The sequence below is a fragment of the Prochlorococcus marinus CUG1435 genome, assembly GCA_017644375.1.
Taxonomy (GTDB): domain Bacteria; phylum Cyanobacteriota; class Cyanobacteriia; order PCC-6307; family Cyanobiaceae; genus Prochlorococcus_A; species Prochlorococcus_A marinus_AH.
In genome coordinates this window covers 636,825-660,628 of sequence record JAEPLP010000001.1, presented here as the reverse complement: position 1 = coordinate 660,628, position 23,804 = coordinate 636,825, and the positions used below count along the sequence as shown (strand labels likewise).

At 30.3% G+C, this 23,804-nt stretch carries 19 protein-coding genes; 5 read left to right on the top strand and 14 right to left on the bottom strand.

The features are described from left to right. Positions 1-51: 51 nt before the first annotated feature. A complete protein-coding gene (gene msrB, locus JJ844_03680; protein MBO6974776.1) occupies positions 52-546 on the bottom strand; it encodes a peptide-methionine (R)-S-oxide reductase MsrB in 495 nt (164 codons plus the stop codon). Between the two features lie 23 nt (positions 547-569). On the opposite strand from msrB, the gene dusA reads away from it, so the two are divergent. Next, entirely contained in the window at positions 570-1,574 is a 1,005-nt protein-coding gene (dusA, locus tag JJ844_03675) for a tRNA dihydrouridine(20/20a) synthase DusA (GenBank protein ID MBO6974775.1), read from the top strand. Here the strand turns inward: dusA and JJ844_03670 are convergent. From JJ844_03670 to JJ844_03645, 6 genes are all read right to left on the bottom strand, one after another. Next, the gene (locus JJ844_03670) at positions 1,571-2,173 is read right to left on the bottom strand and encodes an RNA-binding protein (GenBank protein ID MBO6974774.1); all 603 of its coding nucleotides are present in this window, start codon (positions 2,171-2,173) and stop codon (positions 1,571-1,573) included. The genes dusA and JJ844_03670 overlap by 4 nt on opposite strands. A gap of 111 nt (positions 2,174-2,284) precedes the next feature. Then, positions 2,285-3,664, bottom strand: coding sequence for an argininosuccinate lyase (gene argH, locus JJ844_03665; GenBank protein MBO6974773.1), 1,380 nt, complete (start codon positions 3,662-3,664; stop codon positions 2,285-2,287). 61 nt (positions 3,665-3,725) lie between these two features. Next, complete coding sequence (locus JJ844_03660; GenBank protein MBO6974772.1) at positions 3,726-5,069, bottom strand: serine/threonine-protein phosphatase; 1,344 nt, start codon at positions 5,067-5,069, stop codon at positions 3,726-3,728. A 67-nt stretch (positions 5,070-5,136) separates the two neighbouring features. Continuing rightward, entirely contained in the window at positions 5,137-6,516 is a 1,380-nt protein-coding gene (ftsY, locus tag JJ844_03655; GenBank protein ID MBO6974771.1) for a signal recognition particle-docking protein FtsY, read from the bottom strand. Positions 6,517-6,573: 57 nt separating this feature from the next. Then, positions 6,574-7,203, bottom strand: coding sequence for a transcription antitermination protein NusB (gene nusB / locus JJ844_03650; protein MBO6974770.1), 630 nt, complete (start codon positions 7,201-7,203; stop codon positions 6,574-6,576). 3 nt (positions 7,204-7,206) lie between these two features. Beyond that, positions 7,207-7,941: a DUF502 domain-containing protein gene (locus JJ844_03645; GenBank protein MBO6974769.1), complete on the bottom strand. Its 735-nt coding sequence runs from the start codon at positions 7,939-7,941 to the stop codon at positions 7,207-7,209. 145 nt (positions 7,942-8,086) lie between these two features. Between JJ844_03645 and queG the strand changes: the two genes are divergently transcribed. The 3 genes from queG to JJ844_03630 all read left to right on the top strand — a co-directional run bounded on the left by queG (position 8,087) and on the right by JJ844_03630 (position 12,422). Next, positions 8,087-9,043, top strand: a complete 957-nt coding sequence (gene queG / locus JJ844_03640) for a tRNA epoxyqueuosine(34) reductase QueG (protein ID MBO6974768.1) — start codon at positions 8,087-8,089, stop codon at positions 9,041-9,043. Next, positions 9,040-9,903 carry a pilus assembly protein TadD gene (locus tag JJ844_03635; protein MBO6974767.1) on the top strand — a complete coding sequence of 288 codons (864 nt, stop codon included), beginning with the start codon at positions 9,040-9,042 and terminating at the stop codon, positions 9,901-9,903. The genes queG and JJ844_03635 overlap by 4 nt, the downstream gene beginning before the upstream one ends. 77 nt (positions 9,904-9,980) lie before the next feature. Then, on the top strand, positions 9,981-12,422 hold the full coding sequence (locus tag JJ844_03630) for a DNA topoisomerase 4 subunit A (protein MBO6974766.1): 2,442 nt from the start codon (positions 9,981-9,983) through the stop codon (positions 12,420-12,422). Here JJ844_03630 and purF read toward each other — a convergent pair. From purF to JJ844_03595, 7 genes are all read right to left on the bottom strand, one after another. Then, the gene (purF, locus tag JJ844_03625; protein MBO6974765.1) at positions 12,419-13,879 is read right to left on the bottom strand and encodes an amidophosphoribosyltransferase; all 1,461 of its coding nucleotides are present in this window, start codon (positions 13,877-13,879) and stop codon (positions 12,419-12,421) included. The two genes, JJ844_03630 and purF, sit on opposite strands and share 4 nt — an antisense overlap. Positions 13,880-13,926: 47 nt before the next feature. Beyond that, the gene (gene purL, locus JJ844_03620; GenBank protein MBO6974764.1) at positions 13,927-16,266 is read right to left on the bottom strand and encodes a phosphoribosylformylglycinamidine synthase subunit PurL; all 2,340 of its coding nucleotides are present in this window, start codon (positions 16,264-16,266) and stop codon (positions 13,927-13,929) included. Positions 16,267-16,269: 3 nt separating this feature from the next. After that, complete coding sequence (locus JJ844_03615; GenBank protein ID MBO6974763.1) at positions 16,270-16,977, bottom strand: PRC-barrel domain containing protein; 708 nt, start codon at positions 16,975-16,977, stop codon at positions 16,270-16,272. A gap of 1 nt (position 16,978) precedes the next feature. Next, positions 16,979-18,136 (bottom strand): DNA polymerase III subunit beta, encoded by a 1,158-nt coding sequence (locus tag JJ844_03610; GenBank protein MBO6974762.1) that lies wholly within the window; start codon positions 18,134-18,136, stop codon positions 16,979-16,981. A gap of 337 nt (positions 18,137-18,473) precedes the next feature. Further along, entirely contained in the window at positions 18,474-19,577 is a 1,104-nt protein-coding gene (locus tag JJ844_03605; protein MBO6974761.1) for a threonine synthase, read from the bottom strand. Between the two features lie 6 nt (positions 19,578-19,583). Further along, entirely contained in the window at positions 19,584-20,156 is a 573-nt protein-coding gene (locus JJ844_03600; protein MBO6974760.1) for an alpha/beta hydrolase, read from the bottom strand. 1 nt (position 20,157) lies between these two features. Next, entirely contained in the window at positions 20,158-22,014 is a 1,857-nt protein-coding gene (locus JJ844_03595; GenBank protein MBO6974759.1) for an AarF/ABC1/UbiB kinase family protein, read from the bottom strand. Positions 22,015-22,082: 68 nt separating this feature from the next. Between JJ844_03595 and JJ844_03590 the strand changes: the two genes are divergently transcribed. Next, entirely contained in the window at positions 22,083-23,759 is a 1,677-nt protein-coding gene (locus JJ844_03590) for an AAA family ATPase (protein ID MBO6974758.1), read from the top strand. The last annotated feature ends 45 nt before the right edge of the window (positions 23,760-23,804 follow it).

The following is a 23,804-nucleotide window of genomic DNA, read 5'->3' as shown; positions in this document are numbered from 1 at the left end:
TTTTCCAATAAAGTGATGCACAAAACAAGTTGCGGAAGGCCGCACAAACCGTTAATCAGGAACAAAGCTTAATGCTAAGCCGTTATTACAGTATCTTTTGCCTGTAGGAAGTGGCCCGTCATTAAATACATGCCCTTGATGACCTCCGCATCTAGAACAGTGATATTCGGTTCTTGGGACAATTAATTTGAAATCGACCTTTGTTGCAACTGATCCTTCAATTGGTTTCCAAAAACTTGGCCAACCAGTGCCACTGTCATACTTTTTGTCCGAGAGAAAAAGCGGCAAATCACATCCTGCGCAATTAAAAACCCCTTTTCTTTTTTCATTATTTAGTTCACTACTAAAAGCTCTTTCAGTGCCTTCCTCCCTCAAAATATAATAAGATTCTTGACTAAGCCTGGATTTCCATTCTTCTTTTGATAAATTCCAATCATCTTTAGAAGCAAGCGAAGAAGCAAATACTTGCATAGGCTTAAAAATTATTTTTAAAATTGACATGGTAGGAATTAAAATAAAAGTTCTTCTTGATAGAAATTGATTCATATATTTAAATAACATAAAAAATAATGAGTTCCTTAAGTATTAATTCTATTAAAAATATTCATAAATTAAGTATTGCTCCAATGATGGATTGTACTGATAAACATTTCAGAATGATCATGAGAAAAATAAGTTCTGAAGCTCTCTTGTATACAGAAATGATTGTGGCGCAAAGTTTAATTTATACGGATAGAAAAGAAAAATTTTTAAATTTTAATAATGAAGAACACCCGATATCAATTCAATTTGGTGGGGACAATCCTGAAATCCTTAAAGAAGCTGCCCGAATTGCAGAAGATTGGGGTTATGACGAAATCAACTTTAATGTTGGTTGTCCAAGTTCAAAAGTCTGTTCTGGAAATTTTGGCGCTTCACTCATGAAAGATCCTAAAAAAGTAGCAAAATGCATAGAATCCTTAAAAAACAACTGCAATTTACCAGTTACTATTAAACACAGAATCGGTGTAGACAATCATGATAGTTTCACGGATTTAAATAATTTCGTAAGATGTACAGCAAATGCTGGCGCAGACAGATTTACCGTTCATGCAAGAAAAGCAATATTAAAAGGTCTTAATCCAAAACAAAATAGAACCATACCTCCACTAAATTACGATGTAGTAAAAAGATTAAAAAAATCAAATCCAGAATTATTAATAGAAATAAATGGTGGTTTCACGAATATCGATGAATCATTAAAAGCCTTAAATGATTTTGATGGGGTTATGATTGGACGGTCAGTATATAAACATCCCTTAAGATGGTCTGAAATTGATCAAAAAATTTATGGAATTAAAACAAAACCCAAGTCAGCATCAAAAATTATATTCTCATTAATTCCATACCTTGAAAAACATTTAAGTAATGGAGGAAAATCTTGGGATATCTGTAAACACCTTATAAATTTAGTTGAGGGTATTCCAAAGGCAAAAATATGGCGAAATCAAATTTCAATTAAATCTATAAAAAAAGAATTAGACATTGATTATCTACTTAAAATAACGAAAAAGCTTGAAGAAATGGGTTACTAATTTTCCTCACTTGAAGTATTGTTCGCATTAGAAACTCCCCTTTTTCTCCTGCTCCTACCACTTTCATATTCAGAATTTTCAGAAGAGTCCCCATAGCTTCTGTCTTCCCAACCTTCTGCTCCAGAGGATTTATTATTTCCACCGCCATAGCCACCGCTATTATTTCCACCACCGTAGCCACCACTATTATTTCCACCGCCATAGCCACCCCCATAGCCGCCGCTATTATTTCCACCGCCATAGCCACCGCTATTATTTCCACCACCGTAGCCACCGCTATTATTTCCACCACCGTAGCCACCACTATTATTTCCACCGCCATAGCCACCTCTTCCTCCTCTTCGAGATCCTCCAGATCCTCTTGGCTCTGCCTTATTAATTCTTAAAGGTCTACCCATAAGCTCTGCACCCTGCAAGCCATTAATAGCTGTTGATTCAATTGATTCATCAGCCATTTCAACAAATGCAAATCCTCTTTTTCTTCCAGTATCTCTTTCTAGAGGAAGAGAACAATTTAAAACTTCACCATAAGGGGAAAATAACTGTAAAACATCCTCACGCTCTGCGCGGAAAGGCAAATTGCCAACAAAAATACTCACTTTAAACTCAACAAAGAAATTTTTTCTAATTAAAACTACTAATTGTAGTTTTAAATTTACTCTTATATTCTACTTCAAAGCATACCCTTGTTGTAGAAAAATAATTGAGATTCAAAGTAATAATTTTTTTTGCCAATTATTTACCTCCTTCTCTACTTGGACAAAACCCGTACCACCTTCACTAATTCTTGACTTAACAACATTAAAAGGTTCAAGATCCGCAAAAACATCCTCATCGAATTCAGGATGAAATTTTTTAAATTCATGAATTTTAAGATTCTTAAATAAAATTTTTCTCTCTGAGCAATACTTAACAATTTCACCCACTACTTGATATGCGCTCCTAAAGGGTACATTTTTTCCAACTAAGTAATCTGCTAAATCAGTAGCATTAGAAAAGTCATTTTCTACCGAATCAGTTAAATTTTTAATATTAAATTCTATGCCCTCATTAATTAATATAGTCATTGCTCTAATACAAGAAGATAAAGTCTCTGCAGTATCAAATATTGGTTCTTTATCTTCTTGAAAATCCTTGTTATATGCAAGAGGTACCCCTTTAACCATGGTCAACAAAGCTTGTAGGTGTCCATATACTCTTCCAGTCTTACCTCTTATCAATTCAGGAACATCTGGATTTTTTTTCTGAGGCATTAAGCTACTTCCTGTAGCGCATTTGTCTGTTAATTTTGCAAAAGAAAATTCATCAGTTACCCACATTATTATTTCTTCCGAAATCTTACTCAAATGAGACATTGCCAAGGCAGATGCAGAAACAAACTCTATACAAAAATCTCTATCACTTACTGCATCAATACTATTTTTGTAAATCTTTTCAAAACCCAATTCTGCAGCAGTAAAGTCCCGATCTATTTTTATTTTTGTACCAGCTAATGCTGCAGCTCCTAATGGACAAGTATTGACTCTTGCTCTTACTTCTTTAAATCTTTCACGGTCTCTTTGGAACATTTCTAAGTAAGCTAATAAATGATGAGCCAAAGATAATGGTTGTGCTCTTTGCATATGAGTATATCCAGGAATTAAAGTATAAATATTTGATTTAGCAAGATAGAAGAAAGATTTTTGCAAATCAAGTATTAAATTTTCAAGTTTATCAATCTCTTTTCTGAGCCACAATCTTATATCTGTACCAACCTGATCATTTCTACTTCTGCCTGTATGTAATTTTTTTCCAGTTTCACCAATAATGCTAATTAGTTTTTCTTCAATACAGTAGTGAATATCTTCAGAAGGTGGATTAGGGGAAAACTTACCCTCTGAATAGTCAACTTTTATTTTCTCTAGACCATTAATAATCTGAGAAGTTTCAGCAGAGGATAAAACTTTTGTTTTGCCAAGCATTTTTGCATGGGCAATAGAACAATCTAAATCTTCCAATACAAGCTTTTTATCAAATCCTATTGAAGCGTTAAATTTTTCAATGAAAGGGTTAAGTGACTTATCAAATCTTTTGCTCCAAACTTTTGACATATCAATAAGTAACTTTAGATATCTCTAATAAAGCATTTTTTTATATAGGTGACAAAAAAAACTACCTTATTTGAAAAATAACCATAGATGCATCATCTTCTAAATGTCTATTTTGTCCTGTAAAATCATCTAATTTTTTAAATATTTTATTTAATATTTCTTGAGACGTATAAGATTGCTTACATAATTTTGTAAGAGTTTTAATTAACCTTTCCTCATCAAACCTTTCTCCTATAGAGTTAGAGGTATCTATTACTCCATCTGTGTAATAAAGAACTAAGTCATTTTTATCAAGCTTGATTTCTCCACAATTATATTCGGCATCTTTTTGTAGTCCAAGCACAAATCCATCTGAATCTAACCTAATAATTTGCTGATCTGAGCTTTTCCAAAGTAAAGGAGGATTATGAGCTGCATTAGCGAATCTCATTTTTCGCGTTCTAGGGTCATAATCTGAGTAAAATAAAGTCACAAATCTATGGGATAGATCTAAATCATTGATTGCCAATTGATTCAAATCATGCAAAATTCTATCTGGTGGTAAACCTGTAAGAACCTCCGCACGTAACATTCCTCTTAGCATGGTCATAAGAAGGCCGGCAGGAATGCCTTTACCCATAACGTCACCTATTACTAAGGCCCATCTAGCTTTTTCTTTTCTTTTTTCTGAGATATTTGTCTTTAAACACATAAAGTCATAATAATCTCCACCTAACTGCAGAGCAGGCCTACAATGGGCAGCGATATCAACACCATAAATTATTGGACAATAATCTGGAAGTAATTGAGATTGTATTTCAGCTCCTGTAGAAATTTCTCTATCTACCTTTTCATGGTTTTTATTTGTTTTTATTAAGCAATAATTTTCTAATCCAACAGCTAGACAATTTTGGATGAAATTAAAATTATAGTCATCAGTAATAGATTCGCCAGATAAATCTTTACTAAAAATGTAAATAAATCCTCTACACTTCCCTCTAGATAATAATTTTTCTGTTGTGATTTTATATTCTTTAAAATAATTTTTAAGAGCGTTTTCAAAAGTTAGAATTTCTTTAATTTTAAAATTTTTAGAAAAATTGAATTTATTAAAAAAACTATTAATTTCTTCTTGCATTGCTAAAGATTCATTCTTAGCAGAGATTTTTATATTTTCATACCATATTTCTCCCCTATGATTTAAAGGAATAATTAATATAATTTTTTCACTAAAGATATGTTTAAAAATTAAGCATATATATTCAAGTAGTTTATTAACATTGGAAAAAGATTTTAGATAATATGCTAAAGAAATTGCAAGTGCATCGAATTTATTTTTATTTTTTTGAGAGGCTGTAGGATAATCAATTAAAAATTTTTGAATAAATTTATTTGAAAATAATTTCTCTATTTGATTATCGTTCACAACAAATTTATTAGATAAATATGTTTTAACATTAAATTGAAATTTTTAAAAAAATTTAATTAAATATTTATTTATCAGCAAGCATTGCCTCCACAAATTCATAACTATTAAAAGGTCTCAAATCTTTTATACCTTCTCCAGCCCCAATAAATCTTATAGGCAAATTAACCTCTTCAGATACAGCTAAAGAGACGCCCCCTCTAGAGGTACCATCTAATTTAGTAATAATTGCTCCACTTAAGTTTGCTGATTTAGCAAAACTTTTTGCCTGCTTTAAGCCATTTTGACCTTGACTTGCGTCTAAAACTAATAATGATTCAACAATTGCATCGGGAACATTTTTATCAATAATTTTTTTTATTTTTGATAATTCATCCATCAAATTATTTTTTGTTTGCAATCTACCTGCTGTATCAACAAGTAATAAGTCAATATTTCTTTTTTTTGCAGAATTGATTGCATCAAAAACTACTGCTGCTGGGTCAGCATTTTTTGATTGATTGGATATGACATCTACATTACTCCTATCACCCCATACTTCGAGTTGTTCTACTGCCGCAGCTCTAAAAGTATCAGCAGCAGCTATTAAGGTTTTAAAATTACTTCTTGATGACAAATATGCTAATTTTCCTAGTGTGGTAGTCTTTCCTACACCATTTACCCCTACTAATAACCAGACATTTAACTTCCCTTTTCTAGGAACTAAAAGATCAGTACCTGAGTTTTTTATTGGTTTATCAATAATTAATTTTAATTCTTTCTTTAAAAATTTTATTCCTGCTTCTGCACCGACAACTTCTTCGTTTAATTTCTTTCTAAGAGAACTTATAACTTTATCAGTTGAATCAATACCAACATCTGCTCTTATTAATAAGGTCTCTAAATCATCTAGAGATTCTGGAGTAAGCGGATCATCTCCCAATTTATCCAATAATTCAGTAACAAAACCTTTTCTTGTTTCTTCTAAGCCTCTTCTTAATTTAGTTAACCAATCAATTTCATCTATCGATATTTGATTTATCTTTTTTCCTTGCGCAGCTAATACCATTGCTGACCAAGTAAAATTATCATCAAATTCCCCTAGTTCAGGTTCATCAATAGTTTTAGGCTTTTCAAGAAGATTTTCTTTATTAGTAATATTAATAAAAGCTTGTTTTTGCTCTTCTTGTTTTTGCTCTTCTTGTTTTTGCTCTTCTTGTTTTTGCTCTGCTTGTTTTTGCTCTTCTTGTTTTTGCTCTGCTTGTTTTTGTAATTCTTGTTTTTGCTCTTCTTGTTTTTGCTCTTCTTGTTTTTGTAATTCTTGTTTTTGCTCTTCTTGTTTTTGTAATTCTTGTTTTTGCTCTTCTTGTTTTTGTAATTCTTGTTTTTGCTCTTCTTGTCGTTTTTTTAAAAGTGCATAAGCTTGTTCAGCCCATTCTCTAGAATTATCAGATTCAGCATTAGTCATTGATATTTTTATACATTATTTATAAATTCTAAAATACTATTTACTTATATCAAATAATCATGACAATTTTATTGTTTGTAATCTCCTTAAAACTCCATTTATAAATTTTCTCCCTTGAATATCACTATATTTGTTAGCTAAATTTACTGCTTCATCACAAGCAACTGCAACAGGTGTACTCAGAAAATTAATATCAACATAGGCTAACCTTAAAATATCGCGATCAATTCTTGGTAATCTTTTTAATCTCCAACCATCCATTGCTTGATCAATATCAGAGTCGATAATTGTTAGATTATTAATTATATAGCTAATCCTTTGATTAACATCTTCTCTAATATCAATTTGTCCACTAGAAACTATTAGTTTTGGAAAGTCTAAAGTGACCGAGAGTGTATTCATTACAGTTTCAATTTTTTTGAGAGATTTTTTTAACTCGTCTCTAACATTTGCAAAAGAAGAATCTACTCCTTCTTGCAATTCACTATCTAATATTTTTTGGGATGCATTTTCTAAATCTAATTCGCAATTGTCTAGTTCCTCTCTACAATGATCGATTAAGGAATTTAAGGCGGATTCAATAATCTCTTCTATCTGAAATTTATTTAATTTGAAATCATCTTTATCTTTAATCAAGCCTAAAGAAATTAAAGATAATTCTCTAGAAAGAGATCTATTATTATACATCAATTACGAAGACGAATTAGTAGAAGCACGTAGTTGAGAAAATAGTTTTGAAAAAGTTGGATTTGTATTATTGTTCTTTTCGTCTGGATTAACTATCCCAGCAGAAATTATTGTTTTAAAAGCATCCTCAACAGAAATATCCAAATCCTTAACAGATGACTCAGGAACCAATGTATACCAACCAGTTGTTGGGTTTGGTGCAGTAGGTATAAAAACACTTAACAACTTTTCTTCTAATTCTGTCTGAAGAGATGGTCCAACATCACCAGTAACAAAACCTACACTATATAGTCCCTCACGCGGATATTCAACTAAAACAACTCTCCTAAATCGATTAGATTTGTTACTCAAAAAAGTTTCGAGTAATTGTTTAAGAGTTTTATAAACAGCACCAGCTACAGGAATTTTGGATAGGGTTCCCTCACCAAATTCTAACAACCATCTTCCTACAAAATTTCTGGCCATCAAGCCTATAAGCAAAATGGCTAATAATGGTACAGTTAAGCCTAAAGTAAGATTAATTAAATCTTGTAATAGAGGGTTTAAGGTAATGAAAGGATTTAATTGCTTAGGAACAGAGGTAACCAATGTTAGAACAAATTTACTAACTAATGATGACAGCCAGATGGTTGTTGCTAGAGGTATTACAACTAACAAGCCAGCTATGAGATCATTTTTTAGATCCTGTTGAAGCCTAGATCCTAGGTTCGAATCTTGATTTTGATTAGATTCAACCAAAATAACTTTTCTTTCTATATTAACTTTACTAATAATTTAACTGTTTTTAGTTTGTTAGGATATTTTTTTTTTAATAAATTAAAATTATTTATTAGTTTTTTCCTGAAAAAATAACTTTTAAAAAAATAATATACATAATAGAGAAATGATCGACAACGTTCAAGACAAAAAAGAAATAAGCACAAAATTAAAAGAAAGAGCAATTTTTGAAGGTTTTTCATTAGCTGGAATTGCTTCAATTCCAGGTAGTTCGCGCATTAAATTAAGAACTAATTCATTAGAAAGATGGTTATCAAATAACTATCATGCTGAAATGAAATGGATGGAAGCAGAAAGAAGAAAAAACATAAGCTCACTTCTTGAAAATGCTAAAAGTGTTCTAAGTGTTGGATTCAATTATATGAGTTCAGCAAACAACAATAACAATCTCTTAAAGGTGGGTAAATTTAGTCAAGGAGAAGATTATCACAAAGTAATTTACAAAAAATTAAAGAATATTGGCAAATGGATAAACTTAGAAATTCCGGATTGCAAATGGAAAATATGTGTTGACACTTCACCGCTTCTGGAAAAAGCATGGGCTGAGGAATCAGGACTTGGTTGGATTGGTAAAAATAGTAATTTGATAAACAAAAAAAATGGTTCTTGGTTTACTTTAGGTTTTTTGATCCTTACAAAAGATTTAGCACCAGATAAGCCTCACCAACCACTGTGCGGTAAATGTGATAAATGTATTGAACATTGCCCCACAAAAGCAATAGTAGAACCATTTGTAATACAATCAAATCTATGCATTGCATATCACACAATAGAAAGCAGAGAAAAAACTATTCCAAAAAAAATCAAAGAAAATTTAAATGGATGGGTTGCAGGATGTGATATTTGTCAAGATGTATGCCCTTGGAATGAGTCAGTTCCATACAACAATACTTTTGAAACGACCCCGAAGGAATGGATTCAAAATCTTAATACTGAGTCGTTAAATTGGGATGATAAAACCTGGGAACAAAACCTTCAAGGAACTACATTAAAGAGAATTAAACCATGGATGTGGAAAAGAAACATACAATCAACTCTAAGCAATAAAAAAATTAAGATATGAAAAAAGTTTTAAAAAAAATACTATACCTTTCTTTGATCAGTTATTGCTTTTTGACAGTAGAGAAAGTTCAATCAATAATTCCTCATTATTATTTCCCAACGGAAAAAAATTTACAAAAAGAAAGTTTATCTATTGCAAAAAATGCATATCAACTCCTTTATTTTGGACTAGCTAAAGATAGCCTTAGCTTAGCAAAATTAGCTGTAAAAATAAATTCAACAAATGAAAAATTATGGTTAATTTTATCTGAAGTTCAGGTAGCAAACAAACTATACAAAAAAGCATTAACTTCTTTAAATAAAGCAGAAAAGATTAATTCAAATCTTAGTGAAATATACTTTGCTAAAAGTAATATTTATTTACAGCTTTTACAACAAAAAAATGCAAAGAACGCTTTAGAAAAAGGATTAAGGATTGAACCAAGTAACCATAAAGCCATTTTTCAATTAGGAAATATTTTATTAATGGAAAAAAATTACTTTGGAGCTATTGAGTTATTTGATAAATCAATAAAAATTAAACCTGATTTCTGGCAAGCAATAAATAATCAAGGATTAGCTTATTTCGAAAAAAACAATATAAATCGATCAATCAAACTTTTTGAAAAGGCAATATCAATTGAGGAAAATTCTGAACCATTACTTGGACTTGCAACATGTTTGAGAACCAAAGATATTAACTTAGCGCTTCAACTAGCCCAAAAGGCATTAGTTAAGAATCCTAACTATGTTAATTACGATTACAGAAAAGAACAGTTATGGGGAGAAAAATTGCAAACATCAACTGAAATTCTTTTACAAAATGAACAAATTCAAAAGGATGTAATATTGGCAAAAACCAAAATAAATGCATCTTATTAATTTTGAATACTGGTAAATATTTGTTTACCTATTAGTCTTAATTTAGTTTATTAATAAATATTCGGTTTTTAGCACTAATGGATAAGAAAAAATTCACTTCTATCTCACTCCAAGAAGAAATGGAACGATCTTATCTGGAGTATGCAATGAGCGTGATAGTTGGACGTGCTCTTCCTGACGCAAGAGACGGCCTTAAACCTGTTCAAAGAAGGATATTATTCGCAATGTATGAATTAGGCTTGACACCGGACAGGCCATTTAGAAAGTGTGCGAGAGTTGTCGGAGATGTGCTAGGAAAATATCATCCTCATGGAGATCAAGCAGTATATGACGCACTAGTGAGACTAGTGCAAAATTTTTCAACTAAATATCCCTCTTTAGACGGTCACGGCAATTTTGGATCTGTAGATAATGATCCTCCCGCAGCAATGAGGTACACCGAAACCAGACTAGCACCAATAGCCCATGATGGATTTCTTGAGGAAATTGGATTAGAAACAGTAAATTTCTCAAACAACTTTGATGGTTCGCAAAAAGAGCCCGATGTTCTTCCAGCCCAACTTCCATTTTTATTATTGAACGGATCGTCAGGTATTGCAGTTGGAATGGCAACAAATATTCCGCCTCATAACCTAGGAGAAATAGTAGATGGTCTAATAGCTTTAATTGAAAATAAAGATATAAATGATAAAAAACTAACTAACTTTATTAAAGGGCCTGATTTTCCTACAGGAGGCGAATTAATTTATGATGAATCTATAGAGGAACTTTACAATACAGGCAAAGGATCAATAACGATAAGAGGAGTTATAAATACTGAAGAAATAAATTTAGGCAAAGGTAAACATAAAAAAATGGCTCTAATCGTAACAGAGCTTCCTTATCAAATCAGCAAAGCAGGTTGGATTGAAAAACTAGCAGAACTTGTTAATTTAAACAAAATTAATGGAATTTCAGATATCAGGGATGAGAGTGACAGAGATGGAATGAGAATTGTAATAGAGTTAAAAAAAGATTCTAATCCAGAACTGGTAATTTCAAATTTATATAAAAAAACATCTCTACAAACAAACTTTGGAGCAATATTTTTAGCTTTAATTAAAGGAAAACCTGTCCAACTAAACTTAAAGCAATATCTCAACTATTTTCTTGAATTTAGAGAAGAAACAATTAGAAAAAGAACTAATTATTTTCTAAAAAATACTATTGAAAAACTAGAAACCTTAGAAGGTTTATCAAAAGCAACTAAAGATATAAAAAAAGTTATAGCGATTATTGAAAGCTCAGAAACTCCTGGAGAAGCAAAATCAAAATTAATTGAAAATTTTTATTTAAGAGAAAAACAAGCAACTTCAGTATTAGATATGCCATTAAAAAAATTAACAACTCTGGAAAGAAATCAAATAAATGAAGACATAAAAAAAATGCAAGAAAAGAAAGATTATTTTCAAAAGTTATTAAATGAAAGAAAATTATTACTAGACTTGCTTAAAGAAGAATTAATAATATTAAAGGAAAAATATAATGTCAAAAGAAAAACGAAACTACTTAAAAATATTAATCAAAATAAAGAATTAGAAACAATTAATAAGCAGATATTAGAGGAGTTTATCAACAAGAAAACTAAAATATGTATAGACAACAGATTATATTTACGAAAAATAATTTTTAATAATTATAAAAAATCTTTTGAAGATGGTAATAAAATTATTGATAATAAAAATATACAAAAATTTATATGCAATATTGATAAAAATTTAAAAATAATTGGAATCACTTGTACAGGAAAAGTTTTCCACATTGATTGGGAATCAAACATTAATAATGACTTTAAATTAGATAATAAAGTTCTTGGAAATATTGATCCAAATGAAATATTGAATTTTCATTCAATTAAAAAAGATATAAAAAATTATTTATGTATATTGAATTCAGATGGAAGATTTAAAAAAGTTTTATTTGACAAAGATATGATTAAAAGTAATAGATCTTTTTCAATTACAAAATTAAAAAATAATATTACAACAATTGATTCATTTATTTCAAATGAAGAGAAAAATTTAATAATACTAACCTCAATAGGAAGAATTTTTAAATTTAATTTATCAAATAAATTTTTTGCACCGACTTCTAAACAATCTCAAGGTTTAATGCTTGCAAAACTTTTACCAACTGAAAAGATTGTTTCTTGTTGTCCATATCAAAATGGAGAAAATATTTTTTTAGTTTCTAGACAAGGAAAAATCTTTTGTATAAATAGTAATGAAATTTATTTTGCAAATGAATACAGTTTGGGTTATTTAAACGAAAAAACTCAGCTTAAAAATGATTGCTTCCTCAAAATTTTGCCAAGCAATCATTTCCTTGATATTGAAACAAATAAGAATAAATCAGCTAGGTTAGAGTTTGATAAATTAAACTTCAAAGCTAATAAAACAAATTTTTTAATTGAATTCTTAAAATTAGACAAAGGAGAACATCTTGAAAGTTGTTTTCGAATAAAAAATTTGCTCAACTAAGATTTATATTCATTTTCAACCCAATTTAAATACTCTTGATTTACTGTTCCTGTTACGTATGATCCAGTAAAACAACTCATCTCTAAATCTTTAACATTAGAACCACTTATTATGGATTTGTGTAAATTTTCAACACTTTGATATACGAGGTTATCAATTTCAAGTTTATTAGCAATTTCACTTATTGTTTTGTCATGAGCTATTAATTCATCTCTATTAGGCATATTAATTCCATAAACATGCGGAAAACGAACAGGAGGTGCTGCTGATGTAAAAAAAACTTTATTTGCTCCTGCATCCCTAGCCATCTGAACAATTTCTTTTGAAGTAGTACCTCTTACAATCGAATCATCAACAATTAATACATTTTTATTTTTAAACTCTGCACTCATGGCATTTAACTTTTGTCTTACAGATTTCTTACGTTTCTGCTGACCAGGCATTATGAATGTTCTACCAACATATCTATTTTTAAAAAACCCTTCCCTGTACTCTATACCTAATTGTCTTGCAACTTGCATAGCAGCAGGTCGAGAAGAGTCAGGAATAGGCATAACAACATCAATATCTCCAGAATTAATTGTTTCTTTTATTGTTTCAGACAAATAATCTCCCATTTTTAAACGAGCTTTATAAACGGAAATTCCATTCATAATTGAATCTGGCCTTGCTAAATAAACATACTCAAAAGAACAGGGACATAAAAGTGGATTTTCAGAGCATTGCTTAGAAAAAAACTCTCCATTGATATTAATAAAAATAGCTTCTCCAGGATCTACATCTCTTACTACTTGATAATCGTTATTCTCAAGGACTAGAGATTCGCTAGCAACCATCCACTCTTCTTTTTTTGTATTTGATGAAAATCTTTTGCCTATTACTAAAGGTCTAATACCATAAGGATCTCTGAATGCTAATAAACCATGTCCCGAAATTAGTGCAATTGAAGCATATGATCCCTGAATTCTTTTATGTAAAGATTTGACTGCATCAAAAATAATATCAGGTTCTAATTTTTGATTATGAATTTGTTCTTGTAATTCTGTCGCTAATACATTTAATAGCATTTCAGTATCACTTGAAGAATTTGTATGTCGCTTATCAATATTGAACAATTGTTTTTCTAAATCTCTAGTATTAGTCAAATTACCATTATGTATCAAAACTATTCCATAAGGAGCATTCACATAAAAAGGTTGAGCTTCTTCTACACTCTCTGCAGATCCCTTTGTTGCATACCTAACATGACCCAATCCAGTTTTGCCGATTAAATTCCTCATATCTCTCGTCCTATAAGCGGTATTAACCTGACCTTTGGCCTTATGTATATGGAAGATAGTATTTTCCATAGTTGCTATACCTGTTGAGTCTTGCCCTCTATGCTGCAGAAGCAAAAGGCTATCGTATATTTGTTGATTTACATCATCTGAAGAAACAATTCCAACTATTCCGCACATAACTTAAGTTCTTAAAAATATTGATGTTTGGTAAATATTTTTCATGTTTAAAAGTGACTTGAAATACTATTATTAAATTTTTCGGTTAATTCCTCAACCTTAATATTGCAAATATTTTTATCTTTAATCTTCATCTTAAAAGTTTCATTTGAAACATATCCTATTTTTTTTAAATATACACTTGATTGAGAATTTATTTGATTATTTTTTAAATATTTAAGCCATTCTTTTTCTTTCGTTCTATCTATTGAGAAAATAATCCTAGACCCTCCTTCTGCAAAAAGTAAATTATCATCTCTATTAAATTCTGTTTCTAATTCTAGTGTTGCACCTTTTGCAGACAAAATACAACACTCTGCTAAAGCTATCGCTAAACCCCCATCACTAATATCATGAGATGAAACTACAAATCTGTCTAAAATCGCTTGTCTTAAAAAAGTCTGACAAAACTTTTCATCCGGTAAATCTATTTTTGGTGGACGACCTGTAATTTCTCCGTGAAAATACTCAAGATAAGAACTAGCTGCGATTGTTTTCTCTGATTTATGAGAACCAATCAACCAAATTTGATCACCAATTTTTTTCCATTCACTACTTATAGCTTTTTCAACATTATTTATCTTCCCAACCATTCCAATAACTGGTGTAGGATTAATGGGAGTAATTTGATTATCTGCATTTTTTGATTCATTGTAAAGGGAAACATTTCCTCCTGTAACAGGAGTTTCTAGAGCTTTACAGGCTTCAGTAATTGCATCACATGAAGATGAAAGTTGCCAATATCCTATTTCAGTCTCAGGAGAGGAAAAATTCAAGTTATTTGTAATTGCAACTGGTTCAGCCCCAACACAACTAACGTTTCTCGCAGATTCGGCAATTGCAGCGATAGTACCTCTAAAGGGATCAAGAGAAACCCATCTACTATTACAGTCAACTGAAGCTGCAATACCAGAAAATACTTTGCTTTTATGTTTTTCATTTTGTTGTCTTAGTCTTATTACTGCTGCATCTGATTTTCCGGGTTTAAAAACTGTATTTGACTGCACTTGAGAGTCATATTGTTTGTAAATCCATTTTTTAGAAGCTATTGATGGGTTAGAGAGAAGTTTTAAAATTATTTGTGAGTAAGAAAAAATCTTTTTTTCCTTCAATGAAAAAATTTTTTGTTCTTTAATTGCTGGTAGAGTATTTTCATTCCATTCCCATTTCTTTAACAAATCATCAGGTGGATTTTTAATCACACTATTAATATTTACTGGAGTATCATCAGATAAAGCAGAAGTAGGGATTTGAGCAATAATTTTATCTTTATGAGAAACAATTACCTCATTGGTCTCTATTACTTCGCCAATTACATTTGCGTATAAACCCCATTTATTAAATTTTTCAATAAGGCAATTAATTTTTTCTTCCTTTACGACGAATAACATTCTTTCTTGCGATTCAGATAATAAATATTGGTATGGAGACATGTTCTCTTCTCTGGAGGGAACTAAATCTAAATCAATAAATATACCTAAATTCCCATTTGCAGCCATCTCTGCAGTACTGCAAGTTAAGCCTGCTGCACCCATATCTTGAGCTGCAATTACATCTCCTGTCTTAAAAGCATCTAAACAGGCTTCTATGAGACTTTTCTCAATAAATGGATCACCTACTTGCACTGCAGGTCTATCATCTAATGAATCAGTAGTTAGTTCTGAACTTGCAAAACTAGCGCCGCCAACACCATCTCTGCCTGTAGTATTACCAACATATAGTACTGGCGAACCTACATTTTTAGCTCCAGAACAAACAATTTCATTAGTCTCCAACAGACCTAGAGCCATTACGTTTACAAGAGGATTGCCAGAATAGCTATCATCAAAATCAATTTCACCTCCTACAGTAGGAACACCTACACAATTTCCATAATGTGCAATTCCTGATACAACTCCTCGAAGCAAATCTACATTTGATGGATTATCGAGATTTCCAAATCTCAATGAATTCAAAACAGCGATTGGTCTTGCACCCATTGTGAAAATATCTCTTAATATTCCTCCTACTCCTGTTGCAGCTCCTTGAAAAGGTTCAATTGCTGAGGGATGATTATGACTTTCAATTTTAAAAACAAGTTTTTGATTATTTCCAACATCAATAACGCCAGCATTCTCTCCAGGACCAACCAAAACATTTTTTCCTTTAGTAGGAAACTTAGATAGTAATGGTTTTGAATTTCTATAACAACAATGTTCAGACCACATAACTCCAAACATACCTAGTTCAGTCCTATTTGGTTTTCTTTTTAATCTTTTGCAAATTTCTTCGTAATCATTGGTTGTTAAATTTTCAAATTTTAATGCTTTATTAAGATCATATAGATCATTATTTTCTAGATTTATCATTCTTTAGATCCAAGGGTCATCTTCTTTTTTATCAACAAAAGATCTTGATGTTGTATCGTTATTATAAAAACTTTTATGTTTAAAATCTAAGTTTTGGTTAATATCTTCATCTTCTTCAAGCCAATCCTCTAATCTATTAGAAGCTATATTTTTCATGTCATCAAATCTATCAATGATTTTTTTTCCTTTTTGCATGAATTCATTTTTGAGACTTGATTTTATTAAAAATAAATCATCTAAAGAATTACTTTCACAAAATACTAAACCAGGTTGTTGATCATTAATATTTTCAATCTTTAATTTCCATCTACTAGAACCTGGAATCTTAGGGTTAGATCTTGATACTAAATAATGCTTTATTATCCCCGTTTTTATTTCGAATAAAAAATCGGCAATAACTCCAATTTTTGAGCCATTTTTATTTATCAGATTTGCTTCTATTAAAGTTGGAAACCTATTTAAAGTTGCTAAATCAGAAATTGCTGGATCGCCCTTAACATAAATATCATTGTCTATTATTTGACTGATTTGATTTAATCTCCAAACATTTCGTTTTAAATCAAAATTTGAAGGGCGAGAGTACCATCCTAAAATCCTATGGACTGGAGGATGCATCCAAACATTTTCACCAATTCCATAATTAAGGGACATATTTCCCTTAACACTAAAATGTAGTAAATCACTTAATAAAATTTCTTTAGGTAATTTCAAGTTAAGAACGAACCTGAACAGGCATAACTAAATAAGTAAAAGAACTGAGATTATCTTCTGGAACAAACACAGCAGGAGTAGTTGGAAGATTACACTTTAATAGAACATTTTCAGAAGAAATAACTTTTAACCCCTCTAAAAGATATCTAACATTAAATGCAATATCGAAATCTTCTCCAGAGTAAGAAACAGGTATTGATTCATTCGCGTTGCCAATATCTTGTGCATCTGCACTTATTAAAGCTAAATCCTCATTATTCAATTTAATTTTTACGACGCTGCTCTGTTGATCAGCTAAAACAGCAATTCTCTCTAACGCATCAATTAATTTTTTTGTATTAAAATTAAAAATATTAGAAAAAGTATCAGGGATCAGTTGTGAATAATTAGGATAAATACCTTCAAGGGTTCTTGTTGTAATTATTTGATTTGAAGAAATAAAAACTACCTGACCTTTGTCATAGAATAACTTGATTGAATTTTCTGAGCTTCTCAAAGATACTAGTTTTTCAATTTCTCTTAAAGATCTAGTTGGAATAGTTACTGATAAATCACTTTCATTTGAATGAGAATCATCTTTATTTTCAATATGTTCTTCATTACCAATTAATGCAACTGCCAATCTATGACCATCTGTAGAAGCAGACTCTAGATAATTTTGCTTAAAAGTAAAATTCACACCTGTAAGTAATTGCTTAGAATCATCATTACTACTAGCAAAAATAGTAGCTTTTAAAGCTTTCAAAAAAGAACTAGGGTCTATATTTAAAGAGGTGCCACTTTCAACAAATGGTAAATTAGGGTAATCATCAGAAGGTATTCCTTTAAGATTGAAAGATCCCCTATCACTTTTTATTAAAATATTCTCTGAATCATCATTTACTTCTAACGAAACAGGTGTCTCATTAGGTAATTTATTCACTATTTCAGATAACAGTTTTGAAGGTATCGTAATAGCCCCACTCTTTTTAACAGTTCCATCAAATGAAGTTTGAATTCCTAAATTAAGGTCAAACCCAGTAAGACTTATTTTATTTGTTCCCTGATCAGCCGTTAAAAGTATATTTGCAAGAATTGGATGAGTCGGTCTTGAAGAAACTGCTTTGCTTACTAGTTGAATAGCATTATTTAACTCATTTTGATTACAAATAATCTCCATTGGAATTTGGAATTTTTTTTACACATTCAATATACTTTTTCCGTAAATTAAATTCAATAAATTATTTTATTCTTTCTTTCTAATATCTAAACTTAAATTAAAAAAAAATATTTAGTAGTAGTAGTAACTGTGGAAAATGTGGAATTCTTGATTTAAAGCCTTACTTACTCAATTTATGAATATTTAGAAAGTGGAAAAAAATGTTTACTTGTTGAATAAAATGAAATTTACTTAAAATTAAAAAAACTACTCAACAAAAAATATTACTTTTTATAGCTTTATTAACAAAAAAGTTTTGTTTTTATTTGATTTCCACAGACACTTATTTTATTGGATTTTAATACCCTAATATTTTGGTTATGTTTTTTAATGAAGGTTCAATATTTTTTCTAAATACAGCATCATTATTTTTGATAGCACAATCAGGATCTTTTAATCCATTTCCCGTAAGGACACAAACAATAGTTGATTCTTTTTGAATTCTATTTTTATTTTTAATGAGTCCCGCTACTGAGGCTGCACTTGCTGGTTCACAAAAAACTCCTTCTTTGGCAAGGATTTTATAAGCATTTATTATTTCGTCATCCGTAACTGACTGAAAATCTCCTTTACTCTCTTTTTTTACTTTTTTTGCTTTTTCCCTATTTACAGGATTCCCAATCCTTATTGCTGTTGCAATTGTTTCTGGATTCTTAACTATTATATTTTGTACTAATGGAGCAGATCCTTCTGATTGAAATCCCATCATAATGGGTAATTTTAAATTTCTTTTTGTTTTCGAATATTCTCTAAATCCCATCCAATAAGCAGTTATATTACCTGCGTTCCCCATTGGTATACAAAGCCAATCAGGTGTAATTCCTAAGTCATCAATAATTTCAAAAGCAGCAGTTTTTTGGCCTTGTATTCGATATGGATTAACAGAATTAACAAGTTCTATGGGATGTTCAGAGGATAAATCTCTAACAATTTCAAGAGCCTTATCAAAATTGCCATTTATGGATATTATTTCAGCTCCATACATCAAAGCTTGTGCAAGTTTGCCTTGTGCAACAAATCCTTCTGGGATTAAAACATAAGGTTTTAATCCTCCTCTAGAAGCATAAGCGGCTGCAGCTGCAGAAGTATTTCCAGTACTTGCACAAATTACAGCCTCACGGCCTTCTTCTTTTGCTTTACTAATTGCCATGGTCATACCTCGATCTTTAAAGGATCCTGTAGGATTAAGACCATCATATTTTAAAAAAACTTTTGTTCCATTTCCAATTAAATTGCTAATTGAGTGACTAAGAATTAGTGGAGTATTTCCCTCATTTAGGGAAATAATAGGAGTTTTCTTTGTAACCGGAAGATATTGTTTGTAAGCTTCGATTAGACCGGGCCATCTTTTCTTTCTGTAGTTTATACCTAGTTTATTTTTGATTCTACTTAATAACACCATGGCCGTTTAATCTGCTTTAATTTTTTCTAGAGGAGAATTAGTGAAAAAGTCTAATAATTCTGAAATCGATTCTACTTTATTCATAACTTTGCTCAAAGCTTTGACATCTAAAATAATAGTTTTAGTTGGATATCCTTCAAAAAATTTTATGAGATCTATTTTTCCATTACCTATATAAATACCTTGAATTACACTTGCTCTGAGAGCTAACATACCTGTCCTTTCATCAACTGCTTTGGGAGGGTGGATAATAGATGAAAGTCTTGTTAAAAAAATATTTCCTATTTCCGAATATACTAATTTGTTCGCAATGGTAATAGGGATTTCAAATTTTTTATTTAATACTGATCTAATTTCATTATCTTCAGATCCAGTAGCTTTCAAAATTCTTTTTAATTTTTTTGTAGCATAACCTTCTTCCGCAAAAGTTTTTAATGAATTTACTTTAATGGTCCTTGAAAATATGTTGTATGTAATTTTAATTTCCTCAGCAGAGTTAGCTTTTGAAACATTAAAAAGTAATAGAGTACTAAATAAAATTAAAATAAATTTAATTATTGAAAACTTAGTAAACTTCATTTTAGATATTTGCACCAGCCGCTATCTTCACAAGTCTTACTACTCCTTTTTCGGTTAAGTTTTGTGCAATTTTTAAACCCATTTCTTTCGTATAAGGTTCACTAATAAGTCGTGGAACTCTTTTTAGAAAAATATCAATAGAATAGCCAGGGACTTTTTGTATAATCTCTAAAAAGTTTTTAAATGGCTCTATAAACATTATAAGGTCTCTTAAGCTTATATTTTCATTAGTAATATTTAATTTAATAGAGCTTGGAAGGAAGTTATTTAAATTTTTCAGAATTTTTAAACCAAATAAATCTATTTGATTTGTTAAGCTCTCAATTATTTCATTTCTTAGAAATCCTCCATTTGGAGAAAAAAGAAGATTTATTACCTCATCTAAAAGTTTTTCCAAATCAAGGTTTGTTTGCTTTGCAGCATTAGAAAGAAGATCTTCTAAACGGTCCCACTTAAATTTTTTATTATCGAAAAGCATTTCTTTTAAACTTTCTCTCAATTGTGGATCAGGGTCTTCCATCAATCTTCTTGCAAAATATGGATAAGCTGCACCTAGTATTTTAAAGTTAGGGTCAACGCTCAAAGCAATTCCTTCTAGTGTTAATAATGACCTAATTATTAATGCATAATATGGAGGTAATCTGAAAGGAAATTTATACATAACTCCAGACATGTCGTCTGTGACACTTTTGAAATCCATTTTTGAAACCCCTTGTTCAACGGCATTAATAAATACATCTTGAAATGCTGGAACTATGGGTTCAAGATTAACTTCTTCTGATAAAAATCCTAATTTTACAAAATCTTGCGATAATTTATCGAAGTTTTTATTTACTAAATGAACAACAGCTTGTATTAAACCGGATCTAGAGTCTCTGGATACTTCGCTCATCATTCCAAAATCTAGGTAACATAATCTTCCATCTCTCAAAGCTAATAAATTCCCAGGATGTGGGTCGGCGTGGAAAAAACCATGTTCTAAAAGTTGTTCTAAGCTGCATTGCACGCCTATATCAATCATTTTGTCGGGGTCAATTCCTAATTTTTTTACATCATCTAAGTTGGTTAATTTTGTGCCTTCAATCCATTCCATCGTCAAAACTCTTCTGGATGTTATTTCTTTGTATATTTTTGGTACAGCAATCATTTGGTTATGTTTATGCATGTTTCTGAATTTATCTGCATTTTCAGCTTCGTTTAAATAATCCATCTCTTCAAAAACTCTTTTGCCTAATTCATCAATTAATGCAACAAGATCGCTTCTTATTAATCCAATATTGTTTTTCAGCCAATAAGCAATATTTCTTACTATGTAGAGATCTAGAGTTATTTGTTCTCTCAAACCTGGTCTTTGAACTTTAACTGCTACAACCTCTCCAGTCTTAATCTTGGCTTTATGAACTTGCCCTAAAGAAGCAGCAGAAATTGGTTCTTTATCAATTTCTAAAAATATTTTATCTATTTTAGATCCTAAATCTTCTTCTATTAATTCCATAGCTTTATTTCCATCAAACCCTGGAAGTTGATCTTGCAATTCAGATAATTCTTCCAGAAGAACCCCTGGAATAATATCTGGTCTTGTTGATAACGCTTGACCTGCTTTAACAAATGCTGGTCCAAGTTCTACTAATAGATTTGTTAATTCTTTTGCTCTAAATCTTGCCTTCGCTTTATTCTTCAATCTTCCTGTTAATTTATCCCAGCCGACAGAAAATAAATAAGCAAAAATAGGGATGAGTGTTTGCCAAAGTCTTTTTAAAAGTCTTTTTGGGTTCCTTTTGTAAATTTTAGATATTGTTTCTGGATCATAATCCAACAGCCCAGACACCTCAATAAAATCAGTAAAGTCTTCTTTCATGTCTTTATTTATTTAAAACCTTTATTTTTTTTAAAAAGAAGTTATTTTTTTTATATGGAAGATTTATCATGCTTATACAATTAAAAATAGAGAACATTGCCTTAATAGAGATTATAGAAATTAATTTCGAAAAAGGTTTGAACATCATTACTGGGGATTCTGGTTCGGGGAAATCACTAATTTTAGATTCCTTAAATGTTTTATTTGGTGGAACTAATATACCTTTAAAGCACTTAATACGTCCAGGAAAACATCATTGTTCTATCGAGGCAAAATTTTCTTGTTCTTTGCAAATCAATAACTGGCTAATTAGTAATGGTTTTCAAAGCAATTCTGTTTTAAAAATCAAAAGAATATCCTATAAAAAAAATAATAAAGTTTTATCTAAATTTAGCCTCAACGAATTATTAATTAATAAAAAATTATTAGAAGAACTTCGCTTATTATTAATAGATTTCGCAGGACAATCAGATACTTTTATATTCGATTCTCAAGACAAGAGAAGATTAATTATTGATGATCTATGTTCGCAAGAATTGAGAGATACAAGTGTAAAGATTAAAAATTTATGGGATGAAAGTCAGGTTTTAAAGGGTTTAATGAATGAAAAAATAGAATCCTCTAAGAAGCAAGAAGAAAATAACTTATTAACTAAGCAAATATTGCAAACTTTAGAGGAAGCTAATTTAGAATCCGGCCAGGAAATCCTAGAATTAGAGTTACTAGAAAATAAACTTGTAAATAATCTTGAAATACACAATTCAGTTCAATCTTCTTTAGAAAATTTAAATAATTTCAGGCATGATCAACCATCAGTAGCTTCTTTAATAAACCAATCTATAAAAAATTTAAATAAAATAGCAGATTTCGATTTAAAAATTCAAAACTTTAGAGAAAATTTATTAGATATCCAAACTTCTGTTGAAGATTTAATTTTCTCTTTAAACTCATATATACAAGACTTAGATAATAATGAATCTAACCTTTCAGAAATACAAAAAAGATTATTTTTTTTAAAAAATTTGGAGAGAACTCTTTCATTGGAGCTACCTCAATTAATTGAAAAGCGAGATCAATTAAGAACATATTTTCAACAAAATGATCAAGATAAAGAGATTTGCAAGATAAAAGCTCAAATTGAAAATTTACAAAGTAATCTAAATTCTTTATTTTTTATTCAATCAAGTGAAAGAAAAAAAATTGCTAAACAATTTCAAAATTCAGTAAAGAATATGTTAAGCAATTTAGGTTTAGAAAATGCTAATTTTTCAATTCAATTTTCTGAAAGTAAGCCTTCTGGCGATGGAATTGACAATATAAATTTTTTGTTTTCGGCCAATCCTGATCAGAAGCTTGCTCCTTTATCAGATGTTATTTCTGGTGGAGAAATGTCAAGATTTTTATTAGCAATCAAATCTAGTATTTCTAAAAAACCAAATACTTTCTTTTTAGATGAAATTGATAGTGGTTTAAGTGGTAAATCTTTATTTTCTTTGGTTAAATTAATAAGAGAAATTTCCCAAGATCAACAGGTTTTATGTATTACACATCAGCCATTTTTAGCTGCTGAAGGTATTGTTCATTTTAAAGTGAAAAAAAATGTAATCAATGGAAAAACTTATACTTCAATATCAAAGTTGACTACAAAAAAACAAAGAAAAAATGAGTTAGTAGAGCTCATTGGGGGAGGTTTTGGAGAAGCAAATGATTACGCTTCTAGACTTCTTGATAGGACAGCGGCGTAAAATAAAAAAAATTCCATTATAATAGCCTTTTTAAATCAAAAATAG